13 protein-coding genes and 1 tRNA gene are annotated in these 15,843 nt (G+C 72.0%); 10 read left to right on the forward strand and 4 right to left on the reverse strand.

Annotation, left to right across the window (positions count from 1 at the left end; genetic code table 11):
• Window positions 1-507, forward strand: a 507-nt coding sequence (locus EOE48_RS15160) for a M10 family metallopeptidase C-terminal domain-containing protein (RefSeq protein WP_127730557.1), incomplete at its 5' end; no start/stop codon positions are given.
• Between the two features lie 740 nt (window positions 508-1,247).
• Window positions 1,248-4,289 carry a family 16 glycosylhydrolase gene (locus EOE48_RS15165; RefSeq protein WP_187371430.1) on the forward strand — a complete coding sequence of 1,014 codons (3,042 nt, stop codon included), beginning with the start codon at window positions 1,248-1,250 and terminating at the stop codon, window positions 4,287-4,289.
• A gap of 160 nt (window positions 4,290-4,449) precedes the next feature.
• Here the strand turns inward: EOE48_RS15165 and aptA are convergent, their stop codons facing one another.
• Entirely contained in the window at window positions 4,450-5,787 is a 1,338-nt protein-coding gene (gene aptA / locus EOE48_RS15170; RefSeq protein ID WP_127730561.1) for an omega-aminotransferase AptA, read from the reverse strand.
• A 160-nt stretch (window positions 5,788-5,947) separates the two neighbouring features.
• Here aptA and EOE48_RS15175 point away from each other — a divergent pair, with 160 nt between their 5' ends.
• A complete protein-coding gene (locus EOE48_RS15175) occupies window positions 5,948-6,499 on the forward strand; it encodes a cupin domain-containing protein (RefSeq protein ID WP_127730563.1) in 552 nt (183 codons plus the stop codon).
• Window positions 6,500-6,574: 75 nt separating this feature from the next.
• Here the strand turns inward: EOE48_RS15175 and EOE48_RS15180 are convergent.
• Window positions 6,575-6,650 (reverse strand) — tRNA-Ala (locus tag EOE48_RS15180).
• A gap of 116 nt (window positions 6,651-6,766) precedes the next feature.
• On the opposite strand from EOE48_RS15180, the gene EOE48_RS15185 reads away from it, so the two are divergent.
• From EOE48_RS15185 to EOE48_RS29220, 4 genes are all read left to right on the forward strand, one after another.
• On the forward strand, window positions 6,767-7,054 hold the full coding sequence (locus EOE48_RS15185) for a YggT family protein (protein ID WP_127730565.1): 288 nt from the start codon (window positions 6,767-6,769) through the stop codon (window positions 7,052-7,054).
• A 19-nt stretch (window positions 7,055-7,073) separates the two neighbouring features.
• Window positions 7,074-7,382: a DUF167 family protein gene (locus tag EOE48_RS15190; RefSeq protein ID WP_127730823.1), complete on the forward strand. Its 309-nt coding sequence runs from the start codon at window positions 7,074-7,076 to the stop codon at window positions 7,380-7,382.
• Window positions 7,383-7,491: 109 nt separating this feature from the next.
• Window positions 7,492-8,538, forward strand: a complete 1,047-nt coding sequence (locus tag EOE48_RS15195; protein ID WP_127730567.1) for a MaoC family dehydratase — start codon at window positions 7,492-7,494, stop codon at window positions 8,536-8,538.
• Window positions 8,539-9,290: 752 nt separating this feature from the next.
• A complete protein-coding gene (locus EOE48_RS29220; protein ID WP_127730569.1) occupies window positions 9,291-11,111 on the forward strand; it encodes a Hint domain-containing protein in 1,821 nt (606 codons plus the stop codon).
• Window positions 11,112-11,126: 15 nt separating this feature from the next.
• Here the strand turns inward: EOE48_RS29220 and mntR are convergent, their stop codons facing one another.
• Window positions 11,127-11,588 (reverse strand): manganese-binding transcriptional regulator MntR, encoded by a 462-nt coding sequence (gene mntR, locus EOE48_RS15205; protein WP_127730571.1) that lies wholly within the window; start codon window positions 11,586-11,588, stop codon window positions 11,127-11,129.
• A gap of 105 nt (window positions 11,589-11,693) precedes the next feature.
• Window positions 11,694-12,746 carry a hypothetical protein gene (locus EOE48_RS15210; RefSeq protein WP_127730573.1) on the reverse strand — a complete coding sequence of 351 codons (1,053 nt, stop codon included), beginning with the start codon at window positions 12,744-12,746 and terminating at the stop codon, window positions 11,694-11,696.
• A 548-nt stretch (window positions 12,747-13,294) separates the two neighbouring features.
• Between EOE48_RS15210 and EOE48_RS15215 the strand changes: the two genes are divergently transcribed.
• The 3 genes from EOE48_RS15215 to EOE48_RS15225 are packed head-to-tail and all read left to right on the forward strand — an operon-like array spanning window position 13,295 to window position 15,833.
• On the forward strand, window positions 13,295-14,335 hold the full coding sequence (locus EOE48_RS15215) for an ABC transporter substrate-binding protein (protein ID WP_127730574.1): 1,041 nt from the start codon (window positions 13,295-13,297) through the stop codon (window positions 14,333-14,335).
• Window positions 14,332-15,087, forward strand: a complete 756-nt coding sequence (locus tag EOE48_RS15220; protein ID WP_127730576.1) for an ABC transporter permease — start codon at window positions 14,332-14,334, stop codon at window positions 15,085-15,087. Before EOE48_RS15215 ends, EOE48_RS15220 begins: the two co-directional genes overlap by 4 nt.
• Window positions 15,075-15,833 (forward strand): ABC transporter ATP-binding protein, encoded by a 759-nt coding sequence (locus EOE48_RS15225; protein WP_127730578.1) that lies wholly within the window; start codon window positions 15,075-15,077, stop codon window positions 15,831-15,833. Before EOE48_RS15220 ends, EOE48_RS15225 begins: the two co-directional genes overlap by 13 nt.
• Window positions 15,834-15,843: the final 10 nt, after the last annotated feature.

Raw genomic sequence — 15,843 nt, forward strand, 5'->3', positions numbered from 1 at the left:
GGCAGCGCGGCGGCCGACATCCTGCGCGGCGGCGGCGGCGGCGACACGCTGGCCGGCCTCAACGGCGCCGACCTGCTGTTCGGCGAGGACGGTGACGACCTGCTCCTCGGCGGAGCCGGCAGCGACATGCTCGACGGCGGAGCCGGCAACGACCGGCTGGCGGGCGGCGCCGGCTACGACCGGCTCACCGGCGGGGCCGGCGCCGACACCTTCGTGTTCGCCGCCGCGGACGGCAAGACCTCGTCCGACACGGTGACGGACTTCACGTCGGGGGTGGACAAGCTGGAGGTGCAGCTGTCGGGCCTCGTTGATCCGTCGCGCCTGTCGGGGATCCGGCTGCTGACCGGGATGGCGGTTCCGACGAGCGCGCCGTCGGCGGCGCTGTTCTACGAGACGGGCTCGGGCCGCCTGTGGTGGGAGCCGGGCGGGGCGGCGAGCGGCAACGTGCTGCTGGCGACCCTGTCGGGCACTCCGACGCTCACCGCCGGCGACGTCACCATCGTGTGAGGGAGCCGGAGGCTCCACACACCTGAGCGAGGTCGGTTTCCGCATCGCGAAGCGATGGCACGGCAATCGCCACGATCCCGCAGGGATCGCCGAGCGATCGATCGGACATCGTAGGATCGGACACTGGTGACCCGGCCGAGCGGCCGGGGGACGATGCGAAAGGCGCGGAGCCCGGCTCCGCGCCTTTCGTCGTTGGTACCAGCGGAAATTCGAGAGCAGAACCAAAGGTCATCTTCAATGACCGTTGGTATCGTGCGACCTCCGCATCATGCGTCGCAGCGGCAATCGACCGGATCGCGGCCGATGGTCGTGACGAAGTCGCCGTCGCCGGGACGAAGATCGCCGAGGCCGCGCCGGCCTCCGCGCCGGCGCGGATCTGCGGCTCATCTGTTGCAACGCCGACACGCGACATCCCGCGCGGCACGCGATCGCAGCTCATCGCCTCAAGATTGCGAGAGACTGTCATAAGTGAGTTGACACCGCCTGGAATTGCTGCGCGTTCTCTGCGAGTCATCGGGGACGATTCGGAAGCAGAGCGTTAGAGCTATTCGATTACAAGTTTTTGATCTCCCCGCGGGACGATCACAAGTTGTCAATCGTGCGTTCTGGCCGTGCCGGCATCGGTGAGATCTCCCGACGAATTGCGACGATCACGCGGTCAATCGAGGTCAGCGGTAGCTATGTCGGATACGCAGACGCCCATCTGGACCGCTCCGCCCCCGAGCGCGATCCCCGGTCCCATGGTCCGGGCCCGGGACGGCTTCAACGACCTTGTCGTCGGCACTCCGGACAACGACGCCCTCGCCGGCCTCAGCGGCGCCGACACCATGGTCGGCGGCCTCGGCGACGACACCTACTACGTCGACGATCCCGGCGACGTCGTCGACGAGGACGAGAACGGCGGCATCGACACGGTCATCTCGTACCTGCCGACCACGGTCCTGGCCCGGAACGTCGAGAACCTGACCCTGTCCGGGTCGAGCAACAAGTCCGGCTACGGCAACGCCCTCGCCAACATCGTCCGCGGCCACGCCGGCAACAACGTCCTCGACGGCGGGGCCGGCGACGACCTGCTCTACGGCGGCGGCGGCACCGACGTGTTCGTGGTCCGTGCCGGCAACGGCTCCGACGCCATCGGCGACTTCAAGGCCGGGCCGACCAGCGCGTCGATCGTCAGCCTCGTCGGCTACGGGCTCACCTCGTTCGACCAGATCAAGGCGGCGATGGTTCAGGACGACACCACCGTCGTCCTGAACCTCGGCAACGGCGAGACGCTGCGCTTCCTCAACCAGGCCGTCCAGAACTTCAGCGCCGACGACTTCAGGTCCGGCCTCGACACCTCGAAGTGGACCCAGACCTTCGGCGACGAGTTCGACACCTTCGACCGCTTCAACGGCGTCGACGGCACCTGGACGACCCGTTTCCCGCGGGACGGCTTCTCCGGCTTCACCAATCCGACCCGGGGCGAGCAGCAGGTCTACGTCGATTCCGAGTTTCGCGGCGCCCCGGCGAAGTCGGCGCCGGAGGCCCTCGGCCTGAACCCGTTCTCGGTGCAGGACGGCAGCCTGGAGATCACGGCGCGCGAGACTCCGGCCCAAGCCCTGTCCTGGGCCGGGAACCGCAAGTACTATTCCGGCCTGATCTCGAGCTTCTCGTCGTTCCAGCAGACCTACGGCTACTTCGAGATGCGCGCGAAGATGCCGGCCGGCCAGGCGCTGTGGCCGGCATTCTGGCTGCTCCCGGTCGACGGCGGCGCGATCACCGAACTCGACGTGGTCGAGATGCTCGGGCAGAGCCCGTTCAACTCCCTCGTGGCCGCGCATAGCGGCGTGACCGGCAAGCGCACGGCCGACACGTTCCTGAACCTGACCCCGGACCTCAACGCCGACTATCACACCTTCGGAATGGATTGGGGCCCGAAGACCATCACGTGGTACTTCGACGGCGTGGCCGTCGGCAGCGCCGCGACGCCGGCCGACCTCCAGAACCGGTCGATGTACATGATCGCCAACCTCGCGGTGGGCGGCAACTGGGCCGGCCTGCCGAATGCCGGGACGCTCGCCGACGATCCGAGCCTGCGCATCGACTACATCCGCGCCTACGCGACCGAGAACACCGTGTCGACCGGCGCGGTCCGGCGGTCCCGCGGCGGGGTGGACGGCGTCATCGACGACCTGTTCGGCACCGCCCTGAACGACAGCCTCTCCGGCAACGACCAGAACGACAAGCTCAGCGGCGCGGCCGGCGACGACACGCTCTCCGGCGGAGCCGACAACGACACGATCGGCGGCGGTGCCGGCAACGACGTGATCGACGGCGGCACCGGCATCGACGTCGCGCTCTACGCGGGCGACCTGTCGCGGCTGGTCGTCGTGCGCGACCTCGACACCGACGTCTACACGGTGATCGACACCGGCTCCGTCGACAACCAGGGCACCGATCAACTCACCGGGATCGAGACGCTGCGGTTCCGCAGGATCGACGACGTGTCGGGCGATGTCCTGGGTTCGACGGACGTCGCCCTCACCGACGCGGTCGACGCGGTGGTGCGGCGCAATCCCGACGGCAGCCGCGTCCTGACGGTCGGCGACGCCTCGGTGGCGCCGTTCCTGCCGGCGACGGCGGGCATCGACACCGTCGAGTTCACCGGCCGGGGCGTCATCCGGCTCGCCGACGGGTTCGAGACCCTCACCAGCACCGCGACGCCGTACGGCACCACGCTGATCGGCAACGCCGGCGCCAACACCCTGCGCAGCGGCCCCGGCGGAACGCGCTTCGTCGGCCTCGCCGGCGACGACCTGTTCGTCGGGTCGAGCCCGCTCGCCTCCGACACCGTCGATTACAGCCTGGACGCCGCCGACGGCGGGACCGCCGGCGTTTCCGTCAACCTGGCGGGAGGTCTCGCGACGGACGGTTTCGGCGGCCGCGACACCCTGGTCGGCATCGCCCATGCCACCGGCACCGCCTCCGGCGACACGATCGTCGGCTCGGGCTTGGCCAACGTCCTCCAGGGTCTCGGCGGCAACGACATGCTGTCGGGCGGTGCCGGCGACGACCGCCTCGACGGCGGCGCCGGCGACGACACCCTCGACGGCGGCGCCGGCGCAGACCAGCTCATCGGCGGCGACGGCGCCAACACCGCCTCCTACGCCTCCGCCGCAGCCGGCCTCACCGCCGACCTCGGCAATGCCGCCAACAACACCGGCGACGCCGCCGGCGACCGCTACAACCGCATCTCGGCCCTCGTCGGCTCGGGCTACGACGACAGCCTCACCGGCAGCGCGGCGGCCGACATCCTGCGCGGCGGCGGCGGCGGCGACACGCTGGCCGGCCTCAACGGCGCCGACCTGCTGTTCGGCGAGGACGGTGACGACCTGCTCCTCGGCGGAGCCGGCAGCGACACGATCGACGGCGGAGCCGGCAACGACCGGCTGGCGGGCGGCATCGGCTACGACCGGCTCACCGGCGGGGCGGGCGCCGACACCTTCGTGTTCGCCGCCGCGGACGGCAAGACCTCGATGGACACGGTGACGGACTTCACGTCGGGGGTGGACAAGCTGGAGGTGCAGCTGTCGGGCCTCGTCGATCCGTCGCGCCTGTCGGAGATCCGGCTGCTGACCGGGATGGCGGTTCCGACGAGCGCCCCGTCGGCGGCGCTGTTCTACGAGACGGGCTCGGGCCGCCTGTGGTGGGAGCCGGGCGGGGCGGCGAGCGGCAACGTGCTGCTGGCGACCCTGTCGGGCAACCCGACGCTGACCGCCGGCGACGTCACCATCGTCTGAATCCGTCTCGGGCAGAGCTCCGCTTCCCCCGCCCGAGCGGTCATCCCCCGCGCTGGCCGCACCGCTCCCGCGAGCCGTGCGGCCGTGTCGCGTCCGCGGCACGGCATCCACAGCCGGTCGTTGCCGTGGAGGCTCTCGTCGAACAGGTCGAGGATCGGGATCACGCCGCCCGCTTCAGCGCGTCGCCGAGCATCGACACCATAGTGTCGATGTCGGCGCGCTCGGCGATCAGCGGCGGCGACAGGGCGACGATGTCGCCGGTGACGCGGATCAGCAGGCCCTTCTCGAAGCAGTCGACGAACACGTCGTAGGCCCGCGACCCCGGCGCCCCGGCGCGCGGGTCGAGCTCGATGCCCGCGACCATGCCGATGGTGCGGACGTCGATGACGTGCGGCGCCCCGCGCAGGGAGTGCATCGCGTCGTGCCAGACCTCCTGCAGCTCCGTCGCGCGGGTGAGCAGCCCCTCCTCCTCGTAGATGTCGAGGGTGGCGAGGCCGGCCGCGCAGGCGACCGGGTGGCCGGAATAGGTGTAGCCGTGAAAGAGCTCGATCGCGCCCTCGGGCCCGTGCATCAGCGCGTCGTGGACGTGGCGGCCGGCGAAGACCGCGCCCATCGGGATCGTGCCGTTGGTGATGCCCTTGGCGGTGGTGACGAGGTCCGGGACGACGCCGAAATAGTCGGTGGCGAAGGGCGCGCCGAGGCGGCCGAAGCCGGTGATGACCTCGTCGAAGATCAGCAGGATGCCGTGGCGGGTGGCGATCTCGCGCAGGCGCTCGAGGTAGCCCAGCGGCGGCACCAGCACGCCGGTCGAGCCGGCCACCGGCTCGACGATCACCGCGGCGATCGTCTCGGCCCCGTGCAGGGCGACCATCCGCTCGAGGTCGTCGGCGAGCTCGGCGCCGTGCTCGGGCTGGCCGCGCACGAAGGCGTTGCGGGCGAGGTCGTGGGTGTGGCGCAGGTGGTCGGCCCCGGGCAGGAGCGGGAACACCCGGCGGTTGTTGACGAGGCCGCCGACCGTGATGCCGCCGAATCCGACCCCGTGGTAGCCGCGCTCGCGCCCGACGAGCCGGGTGCGGGTGCCCTGGCCGATGGCGCGCTGGTAGGCGAGCGCGATCTTGAGCGCGGTGTCGACCGATTCGGAGCCCGAGCCGGTGAAGAACACCCGGTCGAGGCGCTGTCCGTCCGGCCCCGGCGCCACGGCGGCCAGCCGCTCGGCGAAGGCGAAGGCGGCCGGGTGGCCCATCTGGAACGAGGGCGCGAAGTCGAGGGTGGCGAGCTGGCGCTCGACCGCCTCGGCGATCCGGCGGCGGCCGTGGCCGGCATTGACGCACCACAGCCCGGCGGTGCCGTCGAGGACGGTGCGGCCGTCGTCGGCGGTGTAGTGCATGCCCTCGGCCGCGACGAGCAGGCGCGGCGCGGCCTTGAACTGGCGGTTGGCCGTGAACGGCATCCAGTAGGCGTCGAGGCTCGGGCGGTTGGTGCGGATCGGGGCGTTCATCGGGGCGTTCCTGGTGGTCCCGCTCGCGGGATCGGTCGCCGCCAGACTCGCCGTTCCGGCGCGGCCAACAAGACCTTTTCTCGTCGGCCGCAAGCCTTTGACACGGCTCGGGGAGCGCCGCAGTGTTGCGGCTTGCGCAACACCCTCAACAGGAGCCGGGGTGAGCAACGACGAGGTGGGGGCGCGGCTGCGCCTCGTGCGAATCCGCTACGGCCTGTCGCAGCGGGCGCTGGCCAAGCGCGCCGGGGTGGTGAACTCGACGATCTCGCTGATCGAATCCGGGCAGAGCAACCCGTCGGTCGGGGCGCTCAAGCGCATCCTCGACGCGGTGCCGATCGGGCTGGCCGAGTTCTTCTCCCTGGCGCCGGAGCCGGCCGAGCGGGCGTTCTACGCCGCCGAGGACCTGGTGGAGATCGGCAAGGGCCGGATCTCCTACCGGCAGGTCGGCGACAGCCTGTTCGGCCGCGCGCTCCAGATCCTCCGGGAGCGCTACGAGCCCGGCGCCGATACCGGGCGGGTGCCGCTGGTCCATGACGGCGAGGAGGGCGGGATCGTGCTGTCGGGGCGGCTGGAGGTGACGGTCGGCGACGAGCGCCGCATCCTCGGACCGGGGGACGCCTACTACTTCACCAGCCGCCGGCCGCACCGTTTCCGCTGCGTCGGGCCGAACCCGTGCGAGGTGGTGAGCGCCTGCACGCCGCCGACGTTCTGAACGGTTCGATTGTTCGGGTTACCAACCGGTCTCACCAACCGCCGTCAGGAACGATCAACCGTTCCGCGGGGTGGTTGGTGGAGCTGAGGGGATTCGAACCCCTGACCTCCGCAGTGCGATTGCGGCGCTCTCCCATCTGAGCTACAGCCCCGTCCGGGGTGGGCGCCTTATGGACGGCCCTCCTCAGCGTGTCAATTCCCTTCCCGCATCGACCATGCGCTCCGCACCGCGCAGCGACGGGCCGGGCAACGAGGACCTACGCCGCGCATGCGCTCGCTTCTCTGGCTCATCGACAACATCATCACGATCTACGTCTACCTGCTGATCGCCAGCGCGGTGCTGAGCTGGCTCGTCGCGTTCAACGTGGTCAACGTGCGCAACCCGATCGTGTCGCAGATCGGCGACTTCCTGTTCCGGGTCACCGACCCCGTGCTGCGTCCGATCCGCCGCGTCCTGCCCAATCTCGGCGGCATCGACATCTCGCCGATCATCCTGGTCCTCGGGCTGTTCTTCCTGCGCAACCTGATGTTCGAGCTGTTCGCCGGCCTCGCCTGAACGCGTGAGCGCGCCCGCCCTGCCCTGGCAGGTCCGGCCCGAAGGGCTCGACCTGCGGGTGCGCGCCACGCCGCGGGGCGGGCGCGACGGGATCGACGGCATCGAGGTCCGGGCCGACGGCCTCGCCGTGCTGAAGGTCCGGGTCCGGGCGGCGCCGGAGGACGGCGCCGCCAACGCGGCGATCCGGGCCGTGCTGCGGCAGGCCCTCGGCTGCCCTGCCGCGGCGATACACCTCGCCGCCGGCGCCACCGCCCGGATCAAGACCTTCCGCATCGTCGGCGACGGCCCCGACCTCGCTCGCCGCCTCGCCGCCGCGGCCGGCGGCTGATCCGATGCGAGGATCGACGAAAGAACCTGTCGCGGCCTGACGCGCGTCATGCGACATCCGCTCTCGACAAGCGGGGCTGCGCGCGGCCCCTCCGCACCCAGGGGCGACGATGAAGACCAATCCGGGCCGCTTCTTCGAGGATTTCCGTCTCGGCGAGACCATCCGCCACGCCACGCCGCGCACCGTTACCGAGGGCGACGTGGCGCTCTACACCGCGCTCTATGGGCCGCGCTTCGCGGTGCAGTCCTCGGACGCCTTCGCGACCGGCTTCGGCTACCGGCGCGCGCCGCTCGACGATCTCCTGGTGTTCCACGTCGTGTTCGGCAAGACCGTGCCGGACATCTCGCTCAACGCGCTGGCCAATCTCGGCTATGCCGAGGGCCGCTTCCTGCGGCCGGTCTATCCGGGCGAGACCCTGTCCTCGGTCTCCGAGGTGATCGGCCTCAAGGAAAGCTCCAACCGCCAGACCGGCGTCGTGTACGTGCGCTCGACCGGGTACGACGCGGCGGGCGAGGCGGTGCTGAGCTATTGCCGCTGGGTGCTGGTGCGCAAGCGCGACCCCGCGGCGGCCATCGCCGCCGAGGCGGTGCCGGACCTCGCCAAGGCGGTGGCGCCGGCCGACCTCGCTGCCAGCCTGCCGCTCCTCGACCCGGCGGCCTACGACGCGGCGCTCGCCGGCAGCCCGCACCGGTTCGGCGACTATGCGCCGGGCGAGCGCATCGACCACGTCGACGGCATGACCGTCGAGGAGGCCGAGCACCAGATCGCCACCCGGCTGTTCCAGAACACCGCCAAGGTGCATTTCGACGCGCTGGCGACCAGGGACACCCGGTTCGGGCGCCGGCTGATCTATGGCGGCCACGTCATCTCGCTCGCCCGGGCCTTGAGCTTCAACGGGCTCGCCAACGCCTTCTCGATCGCCGGCATCAATGCCGGGCGCCACGTCGCGCCGCTGTTCTCCGGTGACACCGTCTACGCCTGGAGCGAGGTGCTCGACGTCGCCGACCTGCCCGGCCGCAGCGACGTCGGGGCGCTGCGCCTGCGCACCGTCGCGACCAAGAACCAGCCCTGCGGCGCCTTCCCGGACAAGGTCGGCGACGGGGTCGACCCGGCGGTGATCCTCGACCTCGACTACTGGGTGCTGATCCCGCGCTGAGGCGGCGCACCGGCGGCGGAGCCGGACAATCCCCTCGACCACGCCCGCCGGCCCAGCCCGGCGGGTTTCGGGCCTTCTGGCGCCGACCGCCTGCGTCCAGGCATCGGCCGCCGTCGTCCCGGTGGATCCCAGGTCGTCGAGAGCATTGCGCCGCAAAGGCACACCGCGTCCGACATTGTTGCTCAGTGTTGCGATGACGGAACCACGACGGTTCGATCGCAGAACGACGCCATCGATCGCTGCTTTGCCACAGGCTTGCAGCATCGTGGCGACAGCTCCGTAGGTATCAGATCGGCAGTACTATAAGTATTGGCCGGCCTCATCCGAAAAGATGATGTCGCAAAATTGGCACGTTCGAGTCACGTGCATCGGATGATGCGAGGATCCGGCTGGACCGGATCCTCATCATCCCGTTTAAATCGCGCCGAGAACCAATCCGATGGCCGATCGCCGCGCTCCGCCCGACCTGCGGGCGACGCGGTCCTCGACTTGCGCATGCATCCCATGACTACACCGGCGAGAATCCGCGATCGGCCCGCAAGTCATCCTCCCGGCACGGATCGCCGCGACCCTGCGGCATGCCTGCCCGGGCTGTCCCGCGGGCGGGTCTCGTCTCCGGCGACGATCCCACTCCGCGACGGCGGATCCCGGCCGGCGGCCGATGATCGACCCACCCCCGACTCGACGACGCCCCCGATCCACGATCCAGCCCGGGCCGGCCGACGCCGCGTCGCGCGGAGAGGACACAGCCGATGAGCATCACCCGCGCTTCGACCAACCCGGACGGATCCCAGAGCGACGGCTCGGCCAGCGGAGCCTCGATCTCCGGCGACGGCACCCTCGTCGCCTTCCAGAGCCAGGCGAGCGACCTCGTCGCCCCGGCCGCGGCGCCGCTGACCCTCGGCGTCTACGTCAAGAACCTGACCACGGGCGCGGTGACCCGGGCCTCGGAACTGGGCGACGGCACGCCGATCGACAGCTTCAATGTCGCGCCCTCGCTCGCCGCCGACGGCAGCGCCGTGGCGTTCCGGAGCAACCTCGGCATCCCCGGCGGATCGGCCCAGGCCGTCGTCAAGACTCTGGGAAGCGGCGCGTTCACCATCGCGTCGGCCGCCGCCGACGGCACCCGCGGGAACCAGGACACCTCGGACGTGTCGCTGTCGGGCGACGGCCGGACGGTCGCGTTCGCGAGCCGCAGCACGAATCTCCTGCCGAACGACACGAACGTCAGTTCCGACGTCTTCGTCAGGGACCTGATCACCGGCACGCTCACCCGCGTTTCGACCGCCGCCGACGGGACCCAGGCCGATGCCGGCAGCGTCCTCGCGTCGATGTCCGTCGACGGCCGCCACGTCGCCTTCCAGAGCGACGCCACCAACCTCGTGGCCGGCGACACCAATGGCGTCACCGACGTCTACGTCAAGAACCTGACCACCGGCGCGATCACCAGGGCCTCGACCGCCGCCGACGGCAGCCAGGGCAACGGCGTCAGCACCGGCGCCTCGCTGTCGCGCGACGGCAACCTCGTCGCCTTCGTCAGCCGCGCCGACAACCTCGTGGCGGGCGACACCAACCTCGGCGCCGACGTGTTCGTGAAGAACCTGACCACGGGCGCCATCACCCGCGTCTCCACCGCCAGCGACGGCACCCAGAGCAGCGGCGATGCCACCGGCATCGCCCGGATCTCCGCCGACGGAACCAAGGTCGCGTTCACCAGCTTCGCCGACAACCTCGTACCCGGCGACACCAACCTGTCGACCGACGTGTTCGTGAAGGACCTGACCACCGGCACGCTCACCCGCGTCTCCACCGCCGCCGACGGGACCCAGAGCAACGGCGCCAACTTCGTCAGCCCCACCCTGTCGTCCGACGGCAGCCGCGTCGCCTTCGACAGTCGCGCCACCAACCTCGTGCCCAACGACACCAACAGCGTCGACGACGTGTTCGTCGCCGACGTGATCTGCTTTGCCACCGGCACCCGCCTCCGCACGGCGCGCGGCGAGGTCGCGGTGGAGGAGCTTCGCGTCGGCGATCGCGCGGTCACGGTCGGCGGCGCGACGCGCCCGGTCCGCTGGATCGGCGCGCGCACCCTCGACGGCGGTGGCCGCCCCCTGGCCTTCAGCCAGCAGCCGGTGCGCATCCGCGCCGGAGCGTTCGGGGACGGCCTGCCCGTGCGCGACCTCCTGCTCTCGCCGGGCCACCCGGTGCTGGTCGGCGACCACCTCGTGCCGGTGATGAGCCTCGTCAACGGCACCAGCCTCGCCCGGATGCCGGTCGGGGCGGTGACCTACTGGCACGTCGAACTGGATGCCCACGACATCCTGCTCGCCGAAGGATTGCCGGCGGAGAGCTACCTCGATCTCGGCTCGCGTCCCTGGTTCGCCGGCTCCGACGCGCCGCTGCACGACCCGGAGTTCGTGCCGGCACAGGCGCCCGGCCGCTGCCGCCCGGTGGCTGTGGACGGCCCGGTGGTCGAGGCCGAGCGGCGGCGTCTCGACGCGATGTTCGCGGCCGACCTCGCGGGCGCGTGCGCCTGGGACGAATCCGGCGACCTTCCCTGGCTCACCGCCTGAACCGCGACCCGCCGCTCACGCGCCGGTACGCCCGGCGGTGAAGCGGCGGAAAGCCTCCAGGGTCTCGCGGCTGACATGGTGCTCGATGCCCTCGGCGTCGCAGCGCGCCACGTCGGGGCTGACGCCGAGGGCGAGCAGAAACCCCTCGACGATGCGGTGGCGCTCCCGCGCCTCGGCGGCGAGCGCCCGGCCGGCCTCGGTGAGAAAGACGCCGCGATAGGGGCGCTGCTGCACCAGCCCGTCCTCGGCGAGGCGCTTGAGCATCTTGGCGACGGTGGGCTGGGCGACGCCGAGGCGGGCGGCGATGTCGACCTGCCGCGCCTCGCCGCCGTCGCCGATGAGGTCGGCGATCAGCTCGACGTAATCCTCGACCAGTTCGAGCCGGCGCGCCTCGCGGACCTGACGGAAGCCGGCGGAATGCCGCTCGGCATCGACCAGGGCGGATTCGTCGGAATGGTCGCGGGTCAGGTCCTGCATGGATCGGGTCGTCCGCCTCGGGCACGGTCTGCGTTGCCCTGCCTTGTATCCGAGGACGCGAGCCGGCGGCAGGGGTTCCGCTGGGGAGGCCGCCGCCGGCCCCGATCACGCCGCCCGCGCCACCGGCCGCGGCCGGGCCGGGGCGCCGGTCCATTCGGTGTGCGGCGGGAGACCCTCGCCCTTCAGCACGATGGCGAGCGGGCCGAGGCGGGCGTCGTCGCCGATCCGGGTGTCGTACAGCACCGTCGTCAGGGCGCCGACGCTGACGCCGCGCCCGACCGCGATCGTCCCGACCTTCATCACCCGGTCCTCGAACAGGTGGGTCCGCAGGTTGGCGGTGGCGTTGATCGCCGCGTGATCGCCGATGCGCACGCAGTCGAACTCCGTGAGGTCGGTACTGTCGAGGAAGACCCCGTGCCCGACCCGGGCGCCGAACAGCCGCAGGGCGACCGGCAGCATCGGCGTGCCGCGCAGGGCGTCGAGCAGGATCGCCCCGGCGGTGCCCCAGTACAGCGTGGTCACCGCCTCGGTGCGCAGGGCCCACCACGACCACAGGCCGCGGTGGCCCGGGGTGTAGCGGCCCATCGTCAGCCACTTCACGGCGAGCACCGTCCCGGCCAGCAGCAGCGCGCAGGCCGTGCCGGTGGCGACGAAGATCAGCGCGAAGGGGCCGGCGCCCTGCGACCGCACCGCGGGCAGGAGGACGTATTCCGCCGCGTAGGTGCCCAGCGTGATGAACATCATCGTCGGCATCGAGGCGCTGAACAGCTCGAACACCGCCCGCAGCCATCGGCGCCACGCCGGGGGCCGGAAGGTGGTGGCGCCGGCCGCGCCCTCGACGCGCTGGCGCACCGGCAGGCGCAGCGGCGGGCTGCCGAACCGGATCTCGCCCGGCGCCATCGCGTCGGCCGGCGGCTTCGACTTGATGCCGATGAGGCAGCCGTCGGGGATGTCGGCGCCCGGCGGCAGCACCGAATCGTTGCCGAGGAAGACCCGCGCGCCGGTGCGGACGCGCCGGGTCGTCATCCAGCCGCGGCGGATCTCCTCGTCGCCGACCACCTCGTCGGCGACGAAGCACTGGTCGCCGATCTCGATCGTGTCGAAGCGGTCGGCGCGGGCCTCCAGCTCGGCATCGGTGATCCGCTCGTCGCCGGACACGATCGCGGCGTGGTCCGGGCGCCGGCGGGGCGAGGCGGCGACGATCTCGCTCAGGAGCTCGTCGCGCAGCAGCGACGGGTCCCGCGGTCCCCGCAGGACGCTCCGGTAGACGAGATCGGGGCGGATGGTCGTGGCCGGGCCTCTCCTTGCCGGTGACGGGCGCCGCGGCGCCCGCGGACCGGCCGCGCCGGGTCCGTCCCGACGCGCCCGTCCGTCGAGCCCGGTCTTGCCGGAGACGGGTTGAGGGACTCCGACCGCTCCACCGGCCGTGGGGTATCCGCGACGCGAACGGGCCGGTTCGTCGCGGCGGTGGTGGAGCGCGGGTTTCGGGCGGGGGGACAAATCGAGGGGGGGCGGCAGGGCAGCGTTCACCATCGGGCCCCGGCGGGGCGAAGCCGGACTTTCTCTCGCAGGCGCGAGAGAGATAATCATCTTCTATGTTATCCGTGATATATGGGATAATATTCTAATTTTTCGGGGTTTCTTGTCTTCGCGTCGCGGAATGGCCTAAGGCCACGCTCCTCTCCCTTCCGCTCCACCGGCCCGCCATGACCTTCACGCGACGCGACATCCTGGGTGCAGGCGCGACCCTCGCCGCCGGTGCGGCCCTCGCCCGGCCGGGGCCGGCACGGGCGCAGGCCCGCACTGCGCCGCTGCGGGTCGGTGTGATCCCGATCCTCGCCGCCGCGCCGGTCTTCGTCGCCGAGCGCGAGGGCTGGCTCAAGGAGGCCGGGATCGCGCTCCAGGTCACGACCTTCGAGTCGGGCCCCAACATGATCCAGGCCCTCGCCTCGGGCACTCTGGACGTCTACGTCGCCGGCGTGGCGCCGCTCGGCGTCGCCCGCTCCCGCGGTATCGACGTCAAGGTCGTGGCCGCCACCGCCGTCGAGGAGAACGTCTTCGTCGCCGGGGCGCGCCTCGCCCGCCACTTCGAGCCCGGCGTGGCGCCGGCCGAAGCGTTCCGCCGTTACCGCGCCGCCGCCGGCGCCCCGGCCCGGCTCGCCACCCAGCCCCTCGGCTCGGTGCCCAACACGACGCTCCAGCACTGGCTGTGGGAGGTCGCCAAGGCCGACCCGAAGGACGTCTCGATCGTCTCGATGGGGATCGACGCGACCCAGCAGGCGATCCTGGCCGGCGCCGTCGAGGGCGGCACCCTGCGCGAGCCGGCCGTCGCGATCGTCACCGGCCGCGACCCGGCGATCCGCCTCGTGGCGCTCGGCGGCGCGATGTTCCCCGACCAGCCGGGCACCGTGGTGGCCGTCACCCGCGCGGTCCTCGACCGCGAGCCCGCGACCGCCGAGGCCCTGGTGTCGGGCGTGGTGCGGGCCGTGGACCTGATCCGGCGCGAGCCCGACCGGGTCGCGCCGATCGTCGAGGCGGCGCTCGGCAAGGGCCTCGTCGACGGCGCCACGATCCGCCGGGCGCTGGCCTCGCCAGCGACCCGCTTCGCCGCCGATCCCCGCGCCATCGTCGCGGCGACCGCCGCGATGCAGCGCTATCAGGTGAAGATCGGCGCCCTCGACCGCGAGGTCCCCCTCGACGGCCTGTTCGAGCCGCGCTTCTACGAGCGCGCGGTCGCCGGCCGGTGAGGCGGCGGCGCACCGCGGCCCTGCTCCCGCTCGCCGGGCTCGCCGCCTTCTTCTGCCTCTGGGAGGCGGTCCCGCGCGCCGGGCTCGTCAACCCGGCCTTCCTGCCGCCGCCCTCGGCGGTGCCCGAGGCGTTCCTGCGCGAGTTGCGCTCCGGCCAGTGGCTCGCCGCCATCGGCGGCAGCCTCGGCCACTATCTCCTGGGCCTCGGGCTCGGCATCGGCCTCGGGCTCGCGGCCGGCACCCTCACCGGCCTGTTCCGCACCGCGGAAGGGCTGACCGCCTGGGTGGTGCGGGTGCTGCGCCCGGTGCCGGGCCTCGCCTGGGTCCCGTTCGCGATCATCTGGTTCGGGGTCAGCCCGGCGGCGGCGGTGTTCATCGTCGCGGTCGGGGTGTTCTGGATCGTCTACTTCGCCAGCCACGGAGCGATCCGGGGGGTCGACCGCGACCTCGTCGAGCTCGCCGAGGCGTTCGGCTTCCGCTCGGCGCCCGAGCGGCTCGTCAAGGTGGTGTGGCCGGCCGCCGTGCCGGGCATCCTGGTCGGGGTGCGCACCGCCATCGGGCAGGCCTGGATGGCGGTGGTGGCGGCCGAGATCTTCGGCGTCGCCGGGCTCGGCCAGCGGATGATGCAGGCCTCGACCCTGCTCGCGACCGAGATCGTGGTCGTCTACATGCTCACCATGGCGCTGCTCTACGGCGTGTTCGACGCCGCCTTCACCGCCCTCCAGCGCCGGATGCTGCGATGGCGGGCCTGATCGGGATCCGGGGCCTCGCCCTGGCCTTCACCCGCGACGGCACCCGCACGACGGTGCTGTCGGACCTCGACCTCGACATCGTGCCGGGGGAGTTCCTGGCCATCGTCGGGGCCTCGGGCGTCGGCAAGTCGACGCTGCTGCGGGTGATCGCCGGCCTCGTGCCGCCGAGCGCCGGCACCGTGACGGTGAGCCCGCCCGAGCCCGGGCGGCGCGCCGTCGCCCTGGTGTTCCAGGATTCGCGCCTGCTGCCGTGGCGGCGGGTGGTCGACAACGTCGCGTTCGGGCTCGAGAAGCTGCGGCTGACGCGGGCCGAGCGGCGCCGGCGGGCGCTCGCCGCCCTCGAGCGGGTCGGGCTGGCCGACCTCGCCGCCCGCTGGCCGTTCCAGCTCTCCGGCGGCCAGCGCCAGCGGGTCGCCCTCGCCCGGGCTCTGGCGGTCGAGCCGCACGTGCTGCTGATGGACGAGCCGTTCTCGGCCCTCGACGCGCTCACCCGCGAGAGCCTCCAGGACGAGCTCACCCGGCTGCGCCGCGCCTCCGGCCAGACCGTCCTGTTCGTCACCCACGACATCGAGGAGGCGGTCCATCTCGCCGACCGGGTCGTGGTGCTGGCGGGCAAGCCGGGCCGCATCGTGGCGACCCACGCCCTCGCGGCGCCCCAGCCCCGCGACCGGACAGACCCGGCCGTGCAGGAGGCCGCGCAGCGGATCCGCAGGGATCTCGCCGATCCCCGCCGGCTGCCGGCCTGAGACCCAGGCA

Origin of the sequence: Methylobacterium oryzihabitans, assembly GCF_004004555.2 — a bacterium.
In the GTDB taxonomy this organism is placed as follows: Bacteria; Pseudomonadota; Alphaproteobacteria; order Rhizobiales; family Beijerinckiaceae; genus Methylobacterium; species Methylobacterium oryzihabitans.

What these genes read in the sequence shown, in the direction of transcription:
- EOE48_RS15195 (WP_127730567.1), top strand. Translation starts at nt 7,492, where the DNA reads ATGAAGACCAATCCGGGCCGCTTCTTCGAGGATTTCCGTCTCGGCGAG.
- EOE48_RS15225 (WP_127730578.1), top strand. Translation starts at nt 15,075, where the DNA reads ATGGCGGGCCTGATCGGGATCCGGGGCCTCGCCCTGGCCTTCACCCGC.
- EOE48_RS15185 (WP_127730565.1), top strand. Translation starts at nt 6,767, where the DNA reads ATGCGCTCGCTTCTCTGGCTCATCGACAACATCATCACGATCTACGTC.
- aptA (WP_127730561.1), bottom strand. Translation starts at nt 5,787, where the DNA reads ATGAACGCCCCGATCCGCACCAACCGCCCGAGCCTCGACGCCTACTGG.
- mntR (WP_127730571.1), bottom strand. Translation starts at nt 11,588, where the DNA reads ATGCAGGACCTGACCCGCGACCATTCCGACGAATCCGCCCTGGTCGAT.
- EOE48_RS15215 (WP_127730574.1), top strand. Translation starts at nt 13,295, where the DNA reads ATGACCTTCACGCGACGCGACATCCTGGGTGCAGGCGCGACCCTCGCC.
- EOE48_RS15165 (WP_187371430.1), top strand. Translation starts at nt 1,248, where the DNA reads ATGGTCCGGGCCCGGGACGGCTTCAACGACCTTGTCGTCGGCACTCCG.
- EOE48_RS29220 (WP_127730569.1), top strand. Translation starts at nt 9,291, where the DNA reads ATGAGCATCACCCGCGCTTCGACCAACCCGGACGGATCCCAGAGCGAC.